General features: G+C 65.2%; 15 protein-coding genes and 1 pseudogene. 9 read left to right on the top strand and 7 right to left on the bottom strand.

Annotated features, from left to right (window positions below; all coding sequences use genetic code 11):
* Positions 1–277 precede the first annotated feature (277 nt).
* Positions 278–1,393, top strand: coding sequence for a flagellar biosynthetic protein FliO (locus tag ACFPWW_RS00420; protein ID WP_377309855.1), 1,116 nt, complete (start codon positions 278–280; stop codon positions 1,391–1,393).
* 109 nt (positions 1,394–1,502) lie between these two features.
* Here the strand turns inward: ACFPWW_RS00420 and dksA are convergent, their stop codons facing one another.
* Complete coding sequence (gene dksA, locus ACFPWW_RS00415; RefSeq protein WP_112567532.1) at positions 1,503–1,922, bottom strand: RNA polymerase-binding protein DksA; 420 nt, start codon at positions 1,920–1,922, stop codon at positions 1,503–1,505.
* A 277-nt stretch (positions 1,923–2,199) separates the two neighbouring features.
* Here dksA and ACFPWW_RS00410 point away from each other — a divergent pair, with 277 nt between their 5' ends.
* The 5 genes and pseudogenes from ACFPWW_RS00410 to ACFPWW_RS00390 form a co-directional block, all read left to right on the top strand.
* A complete protein-coding gene (locus tag ACFPWW_RS00410) occupies positions 2,200–2,694 on the top strand; it encodes a SixA phosphatase family protein (protein ID WP_377309853.1) in 495 nt (164 codons plus the stop codon).
* A gap of 72 nt (positions 2,695–2,766) precedes the next feature.
* Complete coding sequence (locus tag ACFPWW_RS00405) at positions 2,767–4,242, top strand: YcjX family protein (protein ID WP_377309852.1); 1,476 nt, start codon at positions 2,767–2,769, stop codon at positions 4,240–4,242.
* Complete coding sequence (locus tag ACFPWW_RS00400) at positions 4,239–5,318, top strand: YcjF family protein (RefSeq protein ID WP_377309850.1); 1,080 nt, start codon at positions 4,239–4,241, stop codon at positions 5,316–5,318. Before ACFPWW_RS00405 ends, ACFPWW_RS00400 begins: the two co-directional genes overlap by 4 nt.
* Before the next feature lie 211 nt (positions 5,319–5,529).
* Positions 5,530–6,081 (top strand): hypothetical protein, encoded by a 552-nt coding sequence (locus ACFPWW_RS00395; RefSeq protein ID WP_112567524.1) that lies wholly within the window; start codon positions 5,530–5,532, stop codon positions 6,079–6,081.
* Positions 6,082–6,246: 165 nt separating this feature from the next.
* A pseudogene (locus ACFPWW_RS00390) lies at positions 6,247–6,462 on the top strand (hypothetical protein); the annotation flags it as partial.
* A gap of 27 nt (positions 6,463–6,489) precedes the next feature.
* On the opposite strand, the gene folK reads toward ACFPWW_RS00390, so the two are convergent.
* The 3 genes from folK to folP form a co-directional block, all read right to left on the bottom strand.
* The gene (folK, locus tag ACFPWW_RS00385; protein WP_377309849.1) at positions 6,490–7,017 is read right to left on the bottom strand and encodes a 2-amino-4-hydroxy-6-hydroxymethyldihydropteridine diphosphokinase; all 528 of its coding nucleotides are present in this window, start codon (positions 7,015–7,017) and stop codon (positions 6,490–6,492) included.
* Complete coding sequence (gene folB / locus ACFPWW_RS00380; RefSeq protein ID WP_112705259.1) at positions 6,998–7,366, bottom strand: dihydroneopterin aldolase; 369 nt, start codon at positions 7,364–7,366, stop codon at positions 6,998–7,000. Before folB ends, folK begins: the two co-directional genes overlap by 20 nt.
* A gap of 76 nt (positions 7,367–7,442) precedes the next feature.
* Positions 7,443–8,336 carry a dihydropteroate synthase gene (gene folP, locus ACFPWW_RS00375; RefSeq protein ID WP_377309847.1) on the bottom strand — a complete coding sequence of 298 codons (894 nt, stop codon included), beginning with the start codon at positions 8,334–8,336 and terminating at the stop codon, positions 7,443–7,445.
* Positions 8,337–8,542: 206 nt separating this feature from the next.
* On the opposite strand from folP, the gene ACFPWW_RS00370 reads away from it, so the two are divergent.
* Complete coding sequence (locus ACFPWW_RS00370) at positions 8,543–9,169, top strand: DUF922 domain-containing Zn-dependent protease (protein WP_377309845.1); 627 nt, start codon at positions 8,543–8,545, stop codon at positions 9,167–9,169.
* A gap of 293 nt (positions 9,170–9,462) precedes the next feature.
* On the opposite strand, the gene ACFPWW_RS00365 is transcribed toward ACFPWW_RS00370, so the two are convergent.
* Positions 9,463–9,783 (bottom strand): 2Fe-2S iron-sulfur cluster-binding protein, encoded by a 321-nt coding sequence (locus tag ACFPWW_RS00365; RefSeq protein ID WP_112568251.1) that lies wholly within the window; start codon positions 9,781–9,783, stop codon positions 9,463–9,465.
* 203 nt (positions 9,784–9,986) lie between these two features.
* On the bottom strand, positions 9,987–10,358 hold the full coding sequence (locus tag ACFPWW_RS00360; RefSeq protein ID WP_112567514.1) for an Hpt domain-containing protein: 372 nt from the start codon (positions 10,356–10,358) through the stop codon (positions 9,987–9,989).
* Between the two features lie 463 nt (positions 10,359–10,821).
* Here ACFPWW_RS00360 and ACFPWW_RS00355 point away from each other — a divergent pair, with 463 nt between their 5' ends.
* Together ACFPWW_RS00355 and ACFPWW_RS00350 are read left to right on the top strand one after the other, a co-directional pair.
* Entirely contained in the window at positions 10,822–17,373 is a 6,552-nt protein-coding gene (locus tag ACFPWW_RS00355; RefSeq protein WP_377309843.1) for a hypothetical protein, read from the top strand.
* Positions 17,374–17,563: 190 nt separating this feature from the next.
* Positions 17,564–18,430 carry a D-alanyl-D-alanine carboxypeptidase family protein gene (locus ACFPWW_RS00350; RefSeq protein WP_377309842.1) on the top strand — a complete coding sequence of 289 codons (867 nt, stop codon included), beginning with the start codon at positions 17,564–17,566 and terminating at the stop codon, positions 18,428–18,430.
* A gap of 78 nt (positions 18,431–18,508) precedes the next feature.
* On the opposite strand, the gene ACFPWW_RS00345 is transcribed toward ACFPWW_RS00350, so the two are convergent.
* The gene (locus ACFPWW_RS00345) at positions 18,509–19,123 is read right to left on the bottom strand and encodes an ABC-type transport auxiliary lipoprotein family protein (RefSeq protein WP_112573296.1); all 615 of its coding nucleotides are present in this window, start codon (positions 19,121–19,123) and stop codon (positions 18,509–18,511) included.
* Between the last annotated feature and the right edge of the window lie 47 nt (positions 19,124–19,170).

The following is a 19,170-nucleotide window of genomic DNA, read 5'->3' as shown; positions in this document are numbered from 1 at the left end:
CGCGTAACACCGTCGCGCAGCGGGAATCAGGCATTCTTCTCCTTCTTATCAACTTGCCGCGCCGGCAAAAACAGCAGGCTTTCGTGAGACTGCTTGAATTCACAGGCAAACGCGCCAGTTTGCCCGTGAGTTCGCCGGCCTGCGCACAGCCTGTCCCGGCCAAATGGCCGCAGAACACGAAATCGCGTTCGCCGGTGACTGGACAGACAGGCCGGCTCTTGCCTAAGGAGCGGAAACGTCGTCTGTTGTGCCAAAATGCGAAATGGAGTGAGTGCCTATGTTCGATGATGTTGTAGGGGCATACGGTAGCAACTTTCTGGTCGCCGCCGGCGGCGTCGGCCTTGCCCTCATCCTGCTCGTCCTGGTTCTCTGGTTCCTGCGCAGCCGCGCCCCCTCGCCCTTCGTGCGCGGCGGGCGCAACCGCCAGCCGCGCCTGCAGGTGCTGGATGCCGCCGCCGTCGATGCGCGCCGCCGCCTGGTGCTCGTGCGCCGCGACAATGTCGAACATCTCGTCATGATCGGCGGCCCGACCGATATCGTCATCGAAAGCCGCATCCTGCCGGAAGGTGAGGCCGAAACGGCGGGCGATGCCCGCCCGCAGCCGGCCGAGGAGCCGACGGCCGTCCAGCCGCGCCGCGAACCGCCGCCCGCCCCGCAGCCGAGGCCGGTCGCCCCTGTCGCCGCACCGCCTGTTGCGGCAAGCGCCGAGCCCGATTTCGAACCCTACAGCCCGGCGCCGGCTCCAGTCATCGCCCCGCCGGTCATCGCACCACCGGCCGAGCCCATCCGCCAGCGGCCCGAACCTTCGGTCGCTCCGGCCGTTGCGCCGCCCATGTCCGGCCAACAAATTTCCGGCCAACAAATTTCCGGGCAACAAATGTCCGCACCGCAGGTTTCCGCCCCGCCGCTGACAGCCGAGCGCGACGGCCCGCAGCGCGTGTCGCAGCTTCCGTCCCGCCAGCCCGAACGCCCCGCGCCGCAGCCTGTGCCGGATGCCGCCAGTGCCGCCGATATCCTCGACGCAGCCCGCCAGCGCGTGCTGCCGCAGCAGCGCATCGAGCCGGAAGTGTCCGCCCCGCCGGCCCAGGCCGTGCCCGCCGCCTCCCGCAGCACGCCGCTCGCGGCTGAGGACGGCGGCCTGCAATCGGCCGCCATCCGCCGCGATTTCCAGCGCATCCTCGATGAGGAAATAGCAGCCGGTCCGGCCGCCGAGCGCGTGGTTCCCGCACCCAATGCGCAGCAGGCGCGCCCTGCCCCGCAGCCCGGCCCCGCCCAGCCGGGATCGATGCCGCGCCGCGACCCGGAAATGGCGCCGATCACCGGCGCGGATGCCGCCCTTCAGAAGGAGGTCGCCCGCATTTTCGGCGAAATGAGCGTCAATCGCGACAAATAGCAGCCGGCTTGCGTGAGCCCGGCGCAAGACCGCCAAAACAAAAAGGCACCGCGATCGTCTCGCGGTGCCTTTTCAATTGCCGGTCGGGTCAATTGCCGGTCGGGAGCGGTTATTCGTCCCGGTAAACCTTTTCGCGGCGCTCGTGGCGCTCCTGCGCTTCGATCGACAGCGTGGCGATCGGGCGGGCGTCGAGGCGCTTGAGACCGATCGGCTCGCCGGTTTCCTCGCAATAGCCGTAGGTGCCGTCTTCGATGCGCTGCAGGGCTGCGTCGATCTTGGAGATCAGCTTTCTCTGGCGGTCGCGGGCGCGAAGTTCGATGGCCCGGTCGGTTTCGGAGGAGGCACGGTCTGCAAGGTCGGGGTGGTTTGCGCTTTCTTCTGCGAGGTGATCGAGAGTTTCGCGCGCTTCGCGGAGGATGTCGTTTTTCCAGGCGATCAGCTTGGCCCTGAAATAGGCCCGCTGATTTGCATTCATGAATTCCTCGTCCTCCGAAGGAACATAATTGCTAAGATCGATCTTCTCACTCAACGCGATTCTCCTGAAGAACATCTCATCTGGCCGGGTGTATATCCCAAGCGCTATCCGCGATTCAAGCCAAATAAGACAGGTAAACAGATTTTTAAATCTGTCACAATTTTAAGCTAACAGTCTATTTTCTCACCATTATTCGGAACGGCGATTTTAGCTTCGCCGTCAAAACGCCCTCTCTGCCATGCCGTTTCGCGCCGTTGAGGGCCGGCTAGTAGTTGACGTTGCCGGACCGCAACCGCTACTGAAAAGGCTCCGTTCGAAGCTGGATTTGCCCATGGCCGCCCTCCTGCCTCCGCCCCATCGGATCTACCTGCTGCGACATGCCGAAGCCGCCTGGGCCGAGCCCGGACAGCGCGATTTCGACCGCCCGCTGAGCCGGAAAGGCTTCGGCGATGCCGAGATCATCGCCGACCGCGCCGCCGACAAGGGCTACCGTCCCGATATCCTGATCAGCTCGACGGCCCTTCGCTGCCGCGACACCGCCGAGGCCGTGCACCGCGCCATGGGAGAGGCGCTCGACATGCGCTTCGTCGACACGCTCTACAATGCCTCGCTCGACACCTATCTCGAAATCATCGACGCGCAGGATGCGGCAAGCGTCATGCTCGTCGGCCATAACCCGACGATGGAGCAGGTCCTTTCGGCGCTGATCGGCCAGAAGGCCATGGCGGCCTCCGCGCCGAAGGGCTTTCCGACAGCCGGGCTCGCCGTCATCGATTATGTCGCGACGACGTCGGCCTGGCGTCTCGTCGATTTCGTCATCGACTGAGCTTTCGCGCCGCTTCTTTTTCAGGCAGCGACGGTTTCCTATATTGCGGACAGTGCCATCAGGGATCCCGATTTGCCGCCACGCCTGACAACCTTTGCCGACGATGCGCTGATCGCGCTTGATAACCTTGCCGACCGTGCCAGCGGTCTCGTCAATCCGACCATCCGGCTCGGCGTCACCGGCCTTTCCCGTTCCGGCAAGACGGTCTTCATTTCGTCGCTGGTCCACAATCTCCTGCATGGCGGCCGGCTGCCGCTCTTCGAGGCGGTGCAGTCCGGCCGCGTTTCGGCCGTTCGCCTGGAGCCGCAGCCAGATGACGCCGTGCCGCGTTTCCAGTACGAGGATCATATCCGCGCGCTGGTGAAGGAGCGCATCTGGCCGGATTCCACCCGCGCGATTTCCGAGCTGCGCATCACGCTCGACTATCAGAGCGCCAGTTCCTGGACGCGCATGTTCTCGCCCGGTCGCCTGTCGATCGATATCGTCGATTATCCCGGCGAGTGGCTGCTGGACCTGCCGCTGCTCGGCAAGGATTTCCGCACCTTCAGCGAGGAAACCATCGCTCTTGCCGCAACCGGCATCCGCCGGGAATTGTCGAGCCGCTGGCTGGCGCTGACCAAGGCAACGGATATCCACGCCACGGCCGACGAGATGGCCGCCCGCGCGCTTTCCGCCAGCTTCGCCGATTATCTGAAGGCCTGCAAAACGGACGAGCGCTCGCTCTCCACCCTGCCGCCCGGCCGTTTCCTGCTGCCCGGCGATCTCGACGGCTCCCCTGCCCTGACTTTTGCCCCGCTTGCCCTGCCGCCCGAGGGCCGCGCCGGGCGCGGCTCGCTCTGGGCGATGATGGAGCGCCGTTACGAGGCCTATAAGTCCGTCGTCGTCAAACCCTTCTTCCGCGAGCATTTTGCCAGGCTCGACCGGCAGATCGTGCTGGTCGATGCGCTGCAGGCGATGAACCGCGGCCCGGAAGCCGTGCAGGATCTGGAGCGCGCCCTGACCGACGTGCTCGCCTGCTTCCGCCCCGGCACCAATTCCATCCTGTCGTCGCTGCTCGGCCGGCGTATCGACCGCGTTCTGGTCGCCGCCACCAAGGCCGACCACCTGCACCACGAAAGCCATGACCGGCTGGACCGGCTGACGCGCCGCCTCGTCGATCGCGCCATCGACCGCATCGGCATGGCCGGCGCCGGCATCGACGTCATGGCGCTCGCCTCCGTGCGCGCCACGCGCGAGGCGAGCGTGCGCCGCGACGGCCACGACCTGCCCGTCATCGTCGGCACGCCCATGGCCGGCGAAAGGATCGCCGGCGAAACCTTCGACGGCGAGCGCAAGACGGCGATCTTCCCCGGCGATCTGCCGGACAATCCGGAAAGCCTGTTCGAGCGCATCGAGGCCGGCGACAGTTCGGTCGAACTGCCCGACGTCAGCGTCGTGCGCTTCCGCCCGCCGCAGCTCGAGGAAACCGGCGGCGGCATCAAGCTTTCCGTGCCGCATATCCGCCTCGACCGCGCCATGCAGTTCCTGTTCGGAGATCGCCTCGCATGAGCAAGCCGCCGATCGACCAGCCCAATCCGCCGCGCCGGGCGCCTGCCGCCTTCGCTTACGAGGAAGAGAACGCCGCGCCCGAAACGCCGCGCGCCGGGCGCCGCAAGCCGGCAAGCTTCTCCGGCGAGGTCGTGCTGACGCCGGATGAGGACGATCCCTTCCTCAATCCGGAACAGGATCCGAGCCCGCTGCCTGTCGCCAGCCCGCGCAAGCGCCGCACCTCCCTTGCCGGCATTGCCGCCGGCGCCTTCGGCATCCTGCTGTCGCTCGCCTTCGGCCTGTGGACCGACCGGCTGATCCGCGATCTCTTCAGCCGCGCCGACTGGCTCGGCTACACCGCGCTTGCCGTTCTCGCGATCGGCATCCTCGCCGTTATCGCCATCGCCATCCGCGAGACGGCGGGCATGATGCGCCTTGCCGCCGTGCAGACCGTCAAGGCCGAGGCCGATGCCGCGATCCTGGAAACCCGCCCCGCCAGGGCGCGCGCGGTCGTCGCCCGCCTGACGGGGCTGCTCGCCAGCAAGCCTGAAACCGCCAGGGGCCGCGCCACGCTGAAGGAGACCGAAGGCGAGGTCATCGACGCGCCGCATCTGATTGCGCTTGCCGAGCGCGAGCTGCTTGCCCCGCTCGACCGCCGGGCACGCGCGCTGATCGTCAATTCCTCCAAGCGCGTGTCGATCGTCACCGCCGTCAGCCCGCGCGCCGTCGTCGATCTGCTCTATGTGCTCTACGAGTCCGCCCGCCTGATCCGCGCCATGGCCGAACTCTATGGCGGCCGGCCCGGCACGCTCGGCATGCTGCGACTGATGCGCGACGTGCTCGCCCACCTTGCCGTGACCGGCTCGATCGCTGTCGGCGACAGCCTGGTGCAGCAGGTCCTTGGCCACGGCCTTGCCTCGAAGCTGTCGGCCCGACTCGGCGAAGGCGTCATCAACGGCCTGATGACGGCGCGCATCGGCATTGCCGCCATGGATCTCTGCCGCCCGCTGACCTTCCGCGCGCTGAAACGGCCGGGAATCGGCGATTTCATCGCCGACCTGACGCCCTCGATGACGGCACGCAACGGCAATCCTTAAGAAGGCGGCGAATTTCGCCGCATTGCCGGCCGATTTCGAGTGGCGCGAAAAATCATAGCGGATTCAAGGCGCTATAGCTGCGGCCTCAGAGACGTCGCCTTGCGAAAGCCTTGTATCTCCATGCATTTCAGCGCCGCCGGAAAGAAATGATTAACCATTCTTCGGCAAAACTTCCGACCAGTTCCCGAGTGGTGTTTGCCAAGGAAAATCCATGTACTCGCGCAAGTTTCTTTTTGTATGCGGCCTGGCCGCCGCGGCATTGTCTCCGGTGGCAGACGTCGCTTCCAACGCCACTGCCGCAACCCGCGACAAGGCCTTCTTCGAATCCGTTGCCGGCACCTGGAAGGGTCCGGGCGAAATCGTCGCCGGCAAATACAAGGGCACCAAGTTCACCTGCAATCTCGTCGGCTCGCCGACCGAGGATTCCTCTGCCGGCATCAAGCTGGACGGCACCTGCCGCGTCGGCGTCTTCAAGCAGCCGATGACCGCCGTCATTTCCCAGTCCGGCTCCACCTACAAGGGCAAGTTCCTTGACGGAGCCGAAGGCAAGGGCCTCGATGTCGTTTCCGGCGCCGTCACCGACGATACCGTCGTTGTCGGCATCAACCGCGCCAAGCTGAACGGCGCCATGATCGCCCGCGTGCGCGACGACAAGACCATGAACGTCACCGTTTCGGTCAAGGTGGAAAGCCAGATGATCCCGGTCATCGGCCTGACCCTGACGCGCCAGGTGGACGAAATGGCGGTCGGCTCCATCCAGTAAGCCGTCTGCTTCTCGCGGGTTTTCCAAGCGGCGGTCTCCCGCCGCTTTTTGTTTGGCCAAAATTTATCGCCGAGCGGGATCGTTTCCCCTCGCACGTCGTTCTTCCTGGATGCCGGGGCTTGTCCCTGCGCAACCAAGGAGGCCGATGACATGAACACGGACGACAAGGATACTTCCACCAAGAGCCTGCGGCTCGCCGAGGAATATCTGCGCCTTGGTGGACGCCGCCGCTGCAAGATCGACGACAACATCACCACTGTGCGCCAATGGGAAAAGGACCCGCCGGAGGCCGAACGTTTCTGGCAGGAACGGGTTCAGCCGCTGCCTGCCGCTGACCGCAAGCAGGTGGAGGATTTCCTGCCCAGCATCAATTCGCCCTGAACACAGGCTCGGCAGGGCTTTATGCCGTCAGGGCCTGCGCCACCAGCCGCGGTCCTCGTTCGCGATCTCGATACCCGCGACGTCGGCGCCGGCCAGCCAGTCGGAGACAGCCCTGCCCCGGACCGTGAGTTCGGGCGCGATATCGGCAAGCGGCATCAGCACGAAGCCCCGCTCCGTCATGCGCGGATGCGGCAGTTCCAGCCGCGGCGCGTCCTGCTCGACGCCCTCGAAGGTCAGCACGTCGATATCGAGCGTGCGCGGCCCCCAGCGCTCGATGCGCTCGCGCTTCATGTCCCGCTCGATCGACAGGCAGAGGTCGAGCAGCGCTTCCGGCGCCATCCGCGTTTCCACCGCCGCACAGGCATTGAAGAAATAGGACTGGTCGGTCTTGCCCCAGGGCGGCGTGCGGTAGAGCCGGGAGACGGCGGCCACCCGGCAGTCCGCGCGGGCGTCGAGCGTGGCAAGCGCTGCCGCCATCGCCCTGACCGGATCGCCTATATTGCCGCCGAGGCCGAGCGTTGCGAGACGGAAGGGATTATCGTGCACGATGCTCAACGGTCACCTGCACGAAGTCGAGCACGCCGGGGATCGGCGCATTCGGCTTGCGCACGGTGATCCTGGCCCGGATGATCTGCGGGAATTTCCTGCACAGTCCCTTGGCGATATCGAGCGCCAGCGCCTCGATCAGGTAGCGCCGCTGGCCGACGACGATTTCCTCGATGATGGTGAAGGCGGTGCCGTAATGCACGGTTTCGTCGATGGAATCGTTTTCCAGCGCGCTGCCCGCTTCCACCTCCAGTTCGGCATCCACGAAGAAGCGCTGGCCAAGGAATTCCTCCTCGGCATGCACGCCGTGGCGGGCGAAGAAGGCGCAGTTCTGCATCAGGATCGTATAGGTGCCCATGACGGCCTCTTCTCTAGAGCGTGTCGTGCAAAGGTGTGCGGCACCCTTGCGATAGCGACATGCGTAAAACAAAGACTTAAAGCGGGATGCGCGGACCTGAAGGATCGCGACCCGCCTTGGAATTGCTGTTCCGGGCGGCCAGCATAGCATCGGCGACGGCAAGCGCATCCCTGTTGATTGCGACATTGTGCACGCGAAAAACAGCGGCACCCTGCAGCCTCAGAAGCGCGCTTGTCGCAGCCGTCGCGGCATCGCGCTCGGCAGGCTGCCGGCCGGTGACGGCGCCCAGGAAGCGCTTGCGCGACGTGCCGGCCAGAAGCGGCAGGCCGAAACGGTGCAGCTCTTCGAAACGTGCCATCAGTTCCAGATTTTCTTCCGGCGTCTCCTTGGCAAAGCCGAAGCCGGGATCGAGCACGATGCGGTCGCGCCCGACACCGGCGGCAGACGCGATTTCCAGCGAGCGCTCGAGAAAGAAGACCTGGTCGTCGATGATATCGGCAAGCTTTGCCCGGTCGCGGCCCGTATGCATGATGCAGAGCCCCGCCCCGGTCTCTGCCGAAAGCGCGGCGATGGCAGGCTCCTTCTGCAGGCCGAAGACATCGTTGACGATATGGGCGCCGGCGCCGATGGCAAGCCGCGCCGTTTCGGCGCGATAGGTATCGATGGAAATCAGGGCCTGCGTACGCGCCCTGAGTGCCTCGATGACCGGCAGCACGCGCGCCTGTTCCTCCGCCGGGCTGACGGGGGCCGCGTCCGGCCGCGTCGATTCCCCGCCTATGTCGAGAATGTCGGCCCCGTCGGCGATCGCCTGCAGCGCGTGTTCGACGGCGCTCTCCACCGTGTCGTAGCGCCCGCCGTCGGAAAAGGAATCGGGCGTCACGTTGACGATCGCCATGATCGCCGAGCGCCCGTTGAGCGCGATCTCGCGGCCATGGGCCACGCGCCAGACACTGCTTTCCAGCTGCTTCATCCGTTTCGTCCCGTCTCCTCGCCGAAGCCTGTCGCAGCCCCGGATCGGCCCGCCGGGCTTCGAATCTGTCCGGCCCATGTCGTTGCCGCAGAGCCGTTTCGCACTTTTGCGCGGCATGCTGTAGCCAAAAAAGCCGCCGTCCGATATTGCGCTTGCGGTGGCTATGCCCCAAGCTCCCCCGAACTTCAACACGGGTACAGTTCAGAATGCCGCTTGCGTTGCGTTATATACGCCTGCCCATCGCCTTTTTTGTGATTGCCTTTTTCTGCGGCACCGCGGCAGCCGAAGTCATTGCGACGAAAAGCTATTCCTATTTCGACATCAAGGGAAAGACGGCCGACGAGCTGGACGACGAGCTGAGCCGGCGCGGCCCGACGGCGAACGGCTCCTCGGCCCGCCATCCCGGCGCCACCAAGATCCGCTTCGGCGGCGAGGCGACCTATATCCAGGACAATGGCCGCTGCCGCGTCGGCAACGTCAAGGTCACGGTCCACACGCAGATCATCATGCCGCGCTGGCGCAACCGCAAGGGCGCGAGCCGCGAACTGTCGATGATCTGGGATGCGCTGTCGAGCGACATCAAGCGCCACGAGGAGCGCCATGCCGAGATCGCCCGCACCCAGGCGCGCGCCATGGAGCGCGGACTGAAGGCGCTGCCTGCGCAGCGCAGCTGCGAGCTCATGCAGGAACTCGTTTCGGACAGGTCGGCTCGCGGAATAGAAGAGCACGACAGGTTGCAGGCGCGATTCGACCGGGTCGAGGCGGTCAATTTCCAGAATCGCATGCTGCGGCTGCTCAATAACAGACTCAGAGGCAAAGGCGGCGAAAGATAAGCCTTTTTTGCCCTCAGCGCGAGCAGAGATCGTTAGCTGCACAATGAAACCTGTGCGAAGCTTGTGGACGTCACAGCCTTTTACCGGTCATTTTTCATTCTGGTGGACTCAACCGGAACGCGGTAATATGACTATATTCGAAAGTGCAGTGAGGCAGCTGGCTTTCGTGACTGTGTTCTCCTGGCGCGTTCCGAAGCCGCGGGTGTTCCTCCCTCATCCGTAGGTAATGCGCCCGCCTCGCCTCGCCCGCCTCCGGCGTGCGAGGCTCTCTTTTTGAAGAGCTTGCGGGAAAATCAGGCCTGCCGTTCCGGCACGTGAACGGTCAGCCCGTCATAGGCGGCCTTCATCCTGATCTGACAGGAAAGGCGCGAGGTCGGACGCACGTCAAAGGCGAAATCCAGCATATCCTCTTCCATCGCCTCCGGCGGGCCGACGATTTCGCTCCACTGCTCGTCGACATAGACGTGACAGGTCGCACAGGCGCAGGCGCCGCCGCATTCGGCCTCGATGCCGGGCACGGAATTGCGGACCGCGTTCTCCATCACGGTGGAGCCTTGATCGACATCGAGATCGAAGCGCGTTCCGTCAAAGGCGACGATGGTAAGTTTGGGCATCAGGACTATTTCCGGTCTTTCGTAGGAGATGGGCGGATTTTCTTCCGACAATTCGGCGTGTCAGTCAACATTGCCGGCGTGCCTCGAACGTCGCAGATCGGGCAGGCTTGCGCCATTCAGAATGCGTCATGGCCCTGGTCGCAAAAAGACCCGCCGTTCCCGAATGGAACAGCGGGCCTGGTGTCTTGCCGATCTGTCCTGCCTTATCCGCGGCAGAGTTTCAGAATGAAATTCTCCGCATCGACGACAGCCGCGCCGAGCGCCGCCATCGCGGCGGCGTCGCCATTGTTCTCTTCCACCGCTTCGGCCGACTGCGAAACCCGGAAGGCGCCGACGGAGCTTGCGGCTCCCTTCAGGCGATGTGCCGCAGCGCCCACCTTGGCGGTTTCGCCGCTTGCGATCTCCTGCAGGCAGGCGCGCGCCTGGCGCGCAAACATCTGGAGAACTTCGATTTCCACCGTCTTGTCGCCCATCGTCTGGCGCGCAAGGTGAACAAGGTCGATCGGCCGGACCTTGGAAGGCGAAGGACCCGTGGAATTGTCCGGTGCCTCGAATGCGATATTCATTGCTGCCATTTGCCAATTCTCCCGTCTTGTATCGTCCGCGCTTGCTTCCGTTGTGCGGTCGGAGAATGGCGATCCCGTTAAATTCCGGCGCCTTCGCGACGGAAATCTGACCATATGGTTAACGTCCCTTAAATAACGCTAAAATATCGGCTTTTGGGCGGCTTCCGAAATTTAAAGGTGTTAACAACAGGTTAAGAGCCATGCAAAGGCAAGGGTTCGTTAATTGTCTCGGGGGCGCAGATGTGTCACTACGATACTGTTGAGGCGGGCTCCTGCCGCGCGCCTTTGCCGCCAGAGTGGATAATGGTAGTGTTTTGATACCTTTCGTTTGAAAAATCGGCTATCTACTCTGAAATGACATGCTTATCCGTCCGTCTTGGGATGGAAGGCTGGAACGGCGAAGGTTCATCCGGGCGAAGGCGATGGCCCGGACGCGCTGCCGGGCTGGCCGGGAATTGCGAGGCATACCGGAATGGCGAATAACAAATACAATGAATCGATCGAGGACAAGGCGTTCAAGGCATTGGACGAGGCGCTTCAGATTGATTTCGGCCAGGAGAACGTGCCGTCTCGCCGCGGCAGCGCGCCCCATGCCCCGGAGGCTAATGTGACTGAACCATCCAATGCCCGTAATCAGTCCCAGGAAGAAACGCAGCGCCGCCGCGGCCGCGCCGCCCGCACCGGCGATCAGCAGGCTCCGCGCGCACCGGCCTTTTCGCCCGCCAACGATGCCAGCCGCAACTCGCCGGCCTCGCTGCTGAAGTCGCTGGAAAGCGGCTCCAGCCGCCCTGCCCTGCGCACGGCCGCCCTCGTCTCGATCCTCTGGGTCGTCATCGGCCTCGGGCTGATGTTCATGCTTTATGCGCCGCAGATCTCGCAGATCCGCTCGCTGACCGATCTTGCCGCCCTGCCGGGCGTGATTGCCGGCATCGTCGGCATCGTCGTGCCGGTCATGATGTTCTACGCCTTTGCCATCATGATCTCGCGCGCCCAGGACATGCGCAACGCCGCCCGCTCCATGGCCGAAGTGGCGCTGCGCCTTTCCGAGCCGGAAACCATCGCCTCCGAACGCATCATGACGGTCGGCCAGGCCGTGCGCCGCGAAGTCTCGGCGATGAACGAAGGCATCGAGCGCACCATTGCGCGCGCTTCCGAACTCGAAACGCTCGTGCATTCCGAAGTGAATGCGCTCGAGCGCTCCTATGCCGACAACGAACTGCGCGTGCGCGGCCTCGTCCATGAACTCGGCTCCGAGCGCGAAGCGATCGTCAACCATGCCGACCGCATCCGCTCCTCCATTGCCGGCGTTCACGACCAGCTCAAGGAAGAACTGTCGCTGGCGACGGAAGAGATCGCCATCCGCCTTGCGACCTCGGGCGAAGCCTTCGCCTCGCTCATCGATACGCGCGCCGCCGCGATCATGGAAAAGTCCGACAGCGCCATGCAGTCGCTCGGCACGCTGCTGGCCGCCAAGGCCGATACGCTGCTCCACACGCTGACCGCCTCCGGCCTTGCGATCGGCAACGAATTCGACAACCGCCTGGATGCGCTCACCAACACGATCAACGAACATGGCGAGCGCCTGCTCACCCAGTTCGAGACGCGCGCCTCGACGATGGATGCGAGCACCGAGCGCCTGAACGCGGCGCTGCAGGAGCGCACCCAGCAGCTCAACGAAATCCTGATTTCCCGCACCCGCGAGATCAACGAGAGCCTGACGACCGGCGAACGCACGATCGGCGGCACGCTGGACGACGTGCTCTCCAGGCTGAACGCCGCGCTCGACGAAAAGGGCGCGAGCTTCCGCCAGAGCCTGCAATCGACGGCCGACGACGCGGTCATGGATCTCGACGTGCGTTCCGGCTTCTTCGAGGAACGCCTGCAGACGACCGTCGCCCAGCTTTCGACCGCCTTCGACGAGCGCGTCGCCGAATTCACCGATGCCTTCGACAAGCGCTCCGGCTCGCTCGATACCAAGCTCATCGAAAGCCTCACCCGCATCAACGAGACGCTGTCGGGCAACGCCGATTCCATCGAAGGCATCCTCACCAGCAATATCGATCGCCTCGGCGCGTCCATGAGCGAGCGGTCGCTGGCGCTGGCGACCGCCTTTGCAACCGGCCAGGACGTGCTGGAAAACACGCTGGCCAACCGCGCCGACGAAATCACCTCGGCACTGACGGCCCGCACCGGCGAACTCGGCTCGGCGCTGAGCACGGCCACCTCGGAAATCTCGCTGGCGCTTGCGGCCGGCACCTCGGACCTGCAGAACAACCTCGCCGCCCGCGCCGCCGAATTCCGCGAGACGCTGCAGACCACCACGAGCGAACTTGCCGCTGCCGTCGATAGCGGCACCGAAAAGGTCACGAGCGCATTCGGCGGCCGCGCCGAAGAGCTGAGCGGCGTTCTCGCCGCCCGCGCCGCCGAGATCACCGATGCGCTGAAGACGGCGCACAGCGATCTCGACAGCGTGATGGCCGAACGCGGCGGAGCGCTGATCGGCGCGCTCGCCGACCACCACAGCCGCTTCGACGAGGCGCTCACCACCCGTTCGCAAGCCATTATCAATACGGTCTCCGGCACGCATGACCGTCTTGCCGAGACGCTCGACGAAAAGGCGATGGCGCTGGCGATTTCGCTCAACGAAACGCAGTCGCGCATCGAAGACACGCTCACCACCCGTTCGCAATCGCTCATCGATGCCGTGTCCGGCACCCATGACCGCCTCTCCGATACGCTGGACGAAAAGGCGATGGCGCTGGCGATCTCGCTGAACGAAGGCCAGGCCCGTATCGACGACACGCTCTCGACCCGTTCGGAGGCGCTGCTCAGCGCCGTTTCCAGCACCCATGACCGCCTTGCCGAAGCGCTCGACGAGCGGGCGATGGCGCTCGGCATTTCGCTCAACGAAACGCAGTCGCGCATCGAAGACACGCTCTCGACCCATTCGCAATCGTTCCTCAGCGCCGTTTCCGGCACGCATGACCGTCTCGCCGAAACGCTCGACGAAAAGGCGATGGCGCTGGCGATCTCGCTGAACGAAAGCCAGAGCCGCCTGGAAGACACGCTGACGGCGGGCGCCGACGCGCTGGTCAACGCGGCCGCCGGCACGCATGAGCGGATTACCGCCTCGCTCGGCGAAAGCCAGCTGCGCATCGAGGAAGCGCTCGCCAGCCGCGCCGAATCCATCGTCCTTGCCGTTGCCAACAGCACCGACCGCCTATCCGACACGCTTGACGAAAAGACCATGGCGCTCGCCATTTCGCTCGACGACGGCCAGAGCCGCTTCGAATCGGCGCTCGAAAACCGCAGCAACGCCATCATGGACACCGTTGCCAATGCCGAAGAGCGCGTCGCCGGTGCCTTTGCCGACCGCACGGAAGCGATCCGCGCCGCCTATACGGACAATCAGGCGCGCCTGGAAACCGCGCTGGCCGAGCACACGTCCACCCTGTCGGAAGCCCTCGACGCCGGCAGCGCCCGCATGGAAGGCATCATCGGCAGCATGACGGGCCGCATCGAGAACGGCCTGACCGACGCCGAGCAGCGCATGGCCGCCCTTGCCAACGACGCGGCAAACAATGTCGAAGGCGGTCTTGCCGCCGCCCATGAGCGCATCCGCACCACGCTTGAAGACCGTACCAATGCGATCACGCTGACATTGAGCGAGGCGCACAACCTCATCAACGACACGCTCTCCGAACAGGCGACCTCGATCGGCACCTCTGTTGCGACCAGCATCAGCATGCTCGAAATGTCGCTGGAAGATCGCGAGGCGGCGATCCGCCAGGCGATCGACAGCAGCGCCCAGTCGCTCGAAGAGCGCATGCGCGAGGGCGCCGGCCAGATTGCTGGCCGCTTCCAGGAAGCGGCCGACACGATCTCGCGTTCGGCCGTCGATTTCTCCGGTCATCTCGACCAGTCCGTCGACAGCCTCACGGGCCGCTTCACCGAAACCGGCGCCCGCGTCGAAGCCAGCCTTGCCGCCATCGAGGCGCGCATCGCCGATGGCGTCGAGGGCGTGGTCGGCAGGGTCGATGCCGCAGGCAGCCACCTCTCCGGCCTTCTGGACGACGGTATCTCGCGTCTGGGCTCGATCGGCGACGACGCGGCCCAGCGCATCGCCACGACGCTCGGCACCAGCGCCGCAAACCTGACGCAGGCGCTCGACAGCCGCACCGCCAGCCTGACCGAAACCTTCGACGGCCGCGCCGCCAGCCTGACGGATGCGCTGCAGGCCGGCAGCGCCAACCTCACGCACGCCCTCGACAGCCACAGCGCCCATCTCACCGAGGCTCTGGACAGCCGCCGGGCGCAGCTTGCCGAAACGCTCGAAAGCGGCAGCGCGAACCTGGCCCAGTCGATCGACGGCCGCACCGCGGCCCTGAGCGACATGATGGATCGCGGCACCGCGCGCATCGAAGAGCGCCTGTCCACCATGGACCGCGCCCTGACCGTCGGCCTCGACGCCGTCAACCGCACGATCGAAGGCAAGGCCGCCGGCCTTGCCGCGAGCCTGCGCAGCGCCGTTGCCGAAGCGGCCGAAGGCATGGACGGCGAAGCCGTCAAATCCTCCGAACTGCTCAGCCGCACCGGCCAGCAGTTCGCCGACGCCATGGACGAGCGCTCCTCGCAGATCGTCAACCGTGTCGCCGAAGCGCAGAGCCGCCTCGCCGGCCAGGCTGCCGCCGTTGCCCAGACCTTCTCCGAAGCCGGCAACGTCATCGTCAGCAAGGTGGCGGAAGCCGAAAACATCGTCAGCGGCCAGGTCAGCGCCATCAACCGTGCGCTGGCCGATGCCGGCCAGACGCTGGAGGCGCACGGCAATTCGATCCGCTCGACGCTGACGGATGCCGGCAGCCAGATCACCTCCAGCATGGCCGAGGTCGACCGCGCGCTGGAGGCCCGCAGCAGCATCATCCGCTCCAGCCTGGAGCAGCGTGCCCGCGAAATCGATACCACGCTCAGCGATATCGACAAGGCGCTGGAAGCGCGCGGCAATTCGATCCGCGCCACGCTCGACGAGCGCACCCGCGACCTGAACTCCATGCTGGCCGGCCGCTCCACCGAGCTGACGCGCATCCTGGACGAGACGGCGCGCCCGATCATCGACCGCTACAGCGATGCCGGCCAGGAAGCCGCAGCCCGCATCACCGCGGCCGCGAGCCTCAGCGCCGAGCGCCTGCGGGCGGAAAACGACGCGCTGACCCAGGCCGTCGCCGCCCGCGCCGAAAATGTCGCCAATGCCGTCGCCGCCATCGAGAACAGCCTGACGAACAACGTCAACGGCCTTGTCCAGCGCCTGTCGGAAAGCAGCGCCGCCATGTCCATGATGATGACGCGCGCCGCCGATCAGCTGAGCGGCGTCGACAGCCGCCTCGGCGACACGACGACGCGCTTCACGGACTCGGCCGCCAAGGCTGCCGAAATGGTGTCCGCATCCACCCGCCTGCTCGAAGGCAAGGTCGATCGCCTGTCGGATATATCCGGCCAGACGCTCGCCCAGGTCGGCAGCATCATCGGCCGCTTCGACGACCATTCCAAGGTTCTCGGCCAGGCATCGCAACTTCTCGCGGCCGCCCAGTCCGGCCTCGTCTCCACGCTGGAAGAGCGTGAGGCCGCGCTGCAGACGCTGGCAAGCGGCCTCGTCCAGCGCTCCGGCGAGATCGAAAAGACCATGCGCGGCCTGGGCGGCATGATCGAGACCGTCTTCGAACGTGCGGAACAGCGCTCCAACCAGGTCACGGGGACGCTGCGCCAGAGCGTGCAGGCATCCTTTGCCGATATCGGCCGCGTGCTTTCGGATACGGAAAAGCGCGCCGAGGAAGCGGCCTTGACCATGCGCGAGGCGATCAACCGCGCCGGCGAAGAGGCCAATGCGACGATCGACAACAGCTTTGCCAATGTCGAGCGCCGCTCCGGCGATCTCACCAACCGCCTGCGCGGCGGCCTGACGGCCTCGCTGTCGGAAGTCGAGCGCATGCTCGGCGAAGCCGGCCGCGCTTCCGACAATGCGGCGCAGAACCTGCGTGAATCGCTGCGGGACGCGATCGACGAAGCGGTCGGCCGCTTCTCGGGCGCCACCGAAGAAATCCGCCGCTCCGCGGCCGACATCCGCAACGAACTCGACGCCACCCGCGCCGAGCTGAAGCGCGGCGCCTTCGACCTGCCGGAAGAAGCCAAGGAAAGCGCGTCCGCCATGCGCCGCGCCGTCGCCGAGCAGATCAAGGCCCTGCAGGATATTTCGCAGATCGTCGGCCGTTCCAGCCACCGCCTGGAAATCTCCGAGCCGGTCGCCCGCTCGCTCGCCCAGGCAGAGCCGGCGCCGCGTGTCAGCCAGCCGGTGATCCCGGCGGCGCCGGCCCCGCAGCCGGCTCCGACGGCCCGCCAGTCGATCGAATCCATGGGCCTGCGCGGCACCATCGCCCCGAACCCGGCAGCAGCCCCTGCGCCGGCCCCGCAGCGTCCGGCTGCCCAGGCTCCCCAGTCGGCACCGGCCGCAGCCCGGCAGGAAGCGCCGCGCCCGGAAGCCACGAGCGGCGGCTGGATCAGCGATCTCCTGCGCGGCGCCTCGCGTGACGAGGCCGAGGAAGCCCCGCGTGCGGCCCCGGCCCGCCCGGCAGCGGAAGCCGCGGCCCCTGCTCCCGCCCAGCGTGCCAACGATGCCCGCAACCCGCGCCATGTCGTCGAATCGCTGAATTCGCTCTCGGTCGATATCGCCCGCGCCATCGATCACGACGCTTCGGTGGACCTGTGGCGCCGCTACCAGCGCGGCGAGCGCGACGTCTTCACCCGTCGCCTCTATACGCTGAAGGGCCAGCAGACCTTTGACGAGATCAAGCGCAAGTACGACCGCGAGCCGGAATTCCGCACCGCTGTCGACCGCTACATCGGCGATTTCGAAAAGCTGCTTGCCGATGTCGCGCGCACCGATCCGAACCGCACGGTCACGCAGTCCTACCTGACCTCCGATACCGGCAAGGTCTATACGATGCTGGCCCATGCGGCAGGCCGGCTCAGCTGAGAGCGCGCCGAAAGATGGTGAGACAAAAGGGGTCATCTGTGGATGGCCCTTTTTTATTGCCCCTGCTCCTTCATTCCGTCACAAACATTCCCGATCCGCATCCATCGACGGGCCGGGCCGTATCAGGCCATGGCTCCATCAAGACCTTTGCCAAGCCAATCGCTTGCCACGACAGAGACCGCAGACATTGATGACCAAGACGACCTCCCGGCTGATCGCCGCCGCCCTGTCCTCCGCATTTCTCCTGGGCGCATCCATGCGGGCCGAAGCCGGCCAGGCAAGCATCCTCGTGGACGTGCAGACCGGCCAGGTTCTGGAAGCCTCCAACCAGGACGAGCTGAACTTCCCGGCATCGCTGACCAAGATGATGACCCTCTACCTGACCTTCCAGGCGCTGCATGAAAAGCGCCTGACCTGGGACCAGAAGATCACCATGTCGGAAAATGCCGAGAGCAAGGAGCCCTTCAAGCTCGCCGTCGGCGCCGGCCGCAAGGTCACGGTCAAGGAAGCCGTCGAAAGCATCGTCGTGCTCTCGGCCAATGATTCCGCCGTGGCGCTTGCCGAACAGCTTGGCGGCTCGGAACAGGCTTTTGCCACTGTCATGACCGACAAGGCCCATCAGCTTGGCATGAAGGACACCGTCTTCAAGAATCCCTCGGGCCTGCCCGATCCCGAACAGGTGACCACCGCCCGCGACATGGCGACGCTCGGCGTGGCGCTGATGCGCGACTTTCCCGAGGAGTTCAAGCTCTTCTCCATGCGCGGCTTCCAGTTCCGCGGCATGAAGCTGCGCGGCCACAACAACCTCATGTACCGCTATGCCGGCGTCGACGGCATCAAGACCGGCTTCACCGATGCGTCCGGCTACAATGTCGTGATATCGGCCGCCAAGGACGGCCGCCGCGTCGTCGGCGTCGTCATGGGCGAAAAGACCGCCAGCCTGCGCGACGACAAGATGGCCGGCCTGCTCGACAGCTACCTGCCCCAGGCCTCGACCGCGACGGCCTCGGCAACGGGTGGCACGCCGTCAATGACGGACGCGCAGCCGACCAAGTAAGGCCTCCGGACAGGCCGGAAACGAAAAAGGCCCGAAACCGCCTGACGGTTTCGGGCTTTCTCTTTTGGAAGAGCAGGCTCAGATCGACTTCAGCGTCCAGCCGACGATCTGGTCGGTCACGGCCGTGAACGCCCGGTCGAGCCCCTTCACGAAGCCCGCATTGTCGCCGCCGGCCGCAGCCGTTGCGCGGAAGACCTGCTGGGCGCGCACCGTGCCGTTGCGGTCGTTGAGGATCTTGACGGAAATCTCGACCACGGCCTTGTTGCCCGAGGAAGCATCGATTTCGAAGGACCGGATATCGCTCACCACCTGATAGTCGATCGCCAGTCCCTGCCCCGGCTTGCCGACGCCGCCGAGCTTGCCGGAATTCTCGAAGGCTTCGACGAGCTTCGACTGCACCATGCGCGGCAGCGTATCGCTCCATTGGGCGCGTGCCAGATACTGGATTTCGGAGGGCGAAACGCGGATGACGATCTGGTCGCTGTTCAGCGCTTTCAGAGCCGTGGGGTCGGCGATCAGGATCTGCTTGTTTTTGGCCGACGGGCCGGTGCCGTCGACGTTGGCTGCCGATAGATCAAAGGTGTCGTTCTTTGCCGTCGTTCCGCAGCCTGCCAGAAGTGCGGCCGTCAGCGGCAAAATAATCGCCGTTCCGCGGATCCAGGAACGGCGCGACATCACATGCGATAGACCCATATTACGCTACCCCTGACCTCTGTTCTTCTTTCCCGCAAATCCTGACT

Source organism: Rhizobium sp. GCM10022189 (genome assembly GCF_042656325.1).
In the GTDB taxonomy this organism is placed as follows: Bacteria; Pseudomonadota; Alphaproteobacteria; order Rhizobiales; family Rhizobiaceae; genus Rhizobium.
The sequence above is the reverse complement of the archived record's forward strand: the minus strand, read 5'-3'. Positions and strand labels throughout refer to the sequence as shown.

Coding starts and splice junctions, on each gene's coding strand:
- ACFPWW_RS00400 (WP_377309850.1), top strand. CDS start 4,239: ATGAGCAAGCCGCCGATCGACCAGCCCAATCCGCCGCGCCGGGCGCCT.
- ACFPWW_RS00395 (WP_112567524.1), top strand. CDS start 5,530: ATGTACTCGCGCAAGTTTCTTTTTGTATGCGGCCTGGCCGCCGCGGCA.
- ACFPWW_RS00360 (WP_112567514.1), bottom strand. CDS start 10,358: ATGGCAGCAATGAATATCGCATTCGAGGCACCGGACAATTCCACGGGT.
- ACFPWW_RS00420 (WP_377309855.1), top strand. CDS start 278: ATGTTCGATGATGTTGTAGGGGCATACGGTAGCAACTTTCTGGTCGCC.
- ACFPWW_RS00355 (WP_377309843.1), top strand. CDS start 10,822: ATGGCGAATAACAAATACAATGAATCGATCGAGGACAAGGCGTTCAAG.
- ACFPWW_RS00345 (WP_112573296.1), bottom strand. CDS start 19,123: ATGGGTCTATCGCATGTGATGTCGCGCCGTTCCTGGATCCGCGGAACG.
- ACFPWW_RS00410 (WP_377309853.1), top strand. CDS start 2,200: ATGGCCGCCCTCCTGCCTCCGCCCCATCGGATCTACCTGCTGCGACAT.
- folP (WP_377309847.1), bottom strand. CDS start 8,336: ATGAAGCAGCTGGAAAGCAGTGTCTGGCGCGTGGCCCATGGCCGCGAG.
- ACFPWW_RS00370 (WP_377309845.1), top strand. CDS start 8,543: ATGCCGCTTGCGTTGCGTTATATACGCCTGCCCATCGCCTTTTTTGTG.
- ACFPWW_RS00350 (WP_377309842.1), top strand. CDS start 17,564: ATGACCAAGACGACCTCCCGGCTGATCGCCGCCGCCCTGTCCTCCGCA.
- folB (WP_112705259.1), bottom strand. CDS start 7,366: ATGGGCACCTATACGATCCTGATGCAGAACTGCGCCTTCTTCGCCCGC.
- ACFPWW_RS00365 (WP_112568251.1), bottom strand. CDS start 9,783: ATGCCCAAACTTACCATCGTCGCCTTTGACGGAACGCGCTTCGATCTC.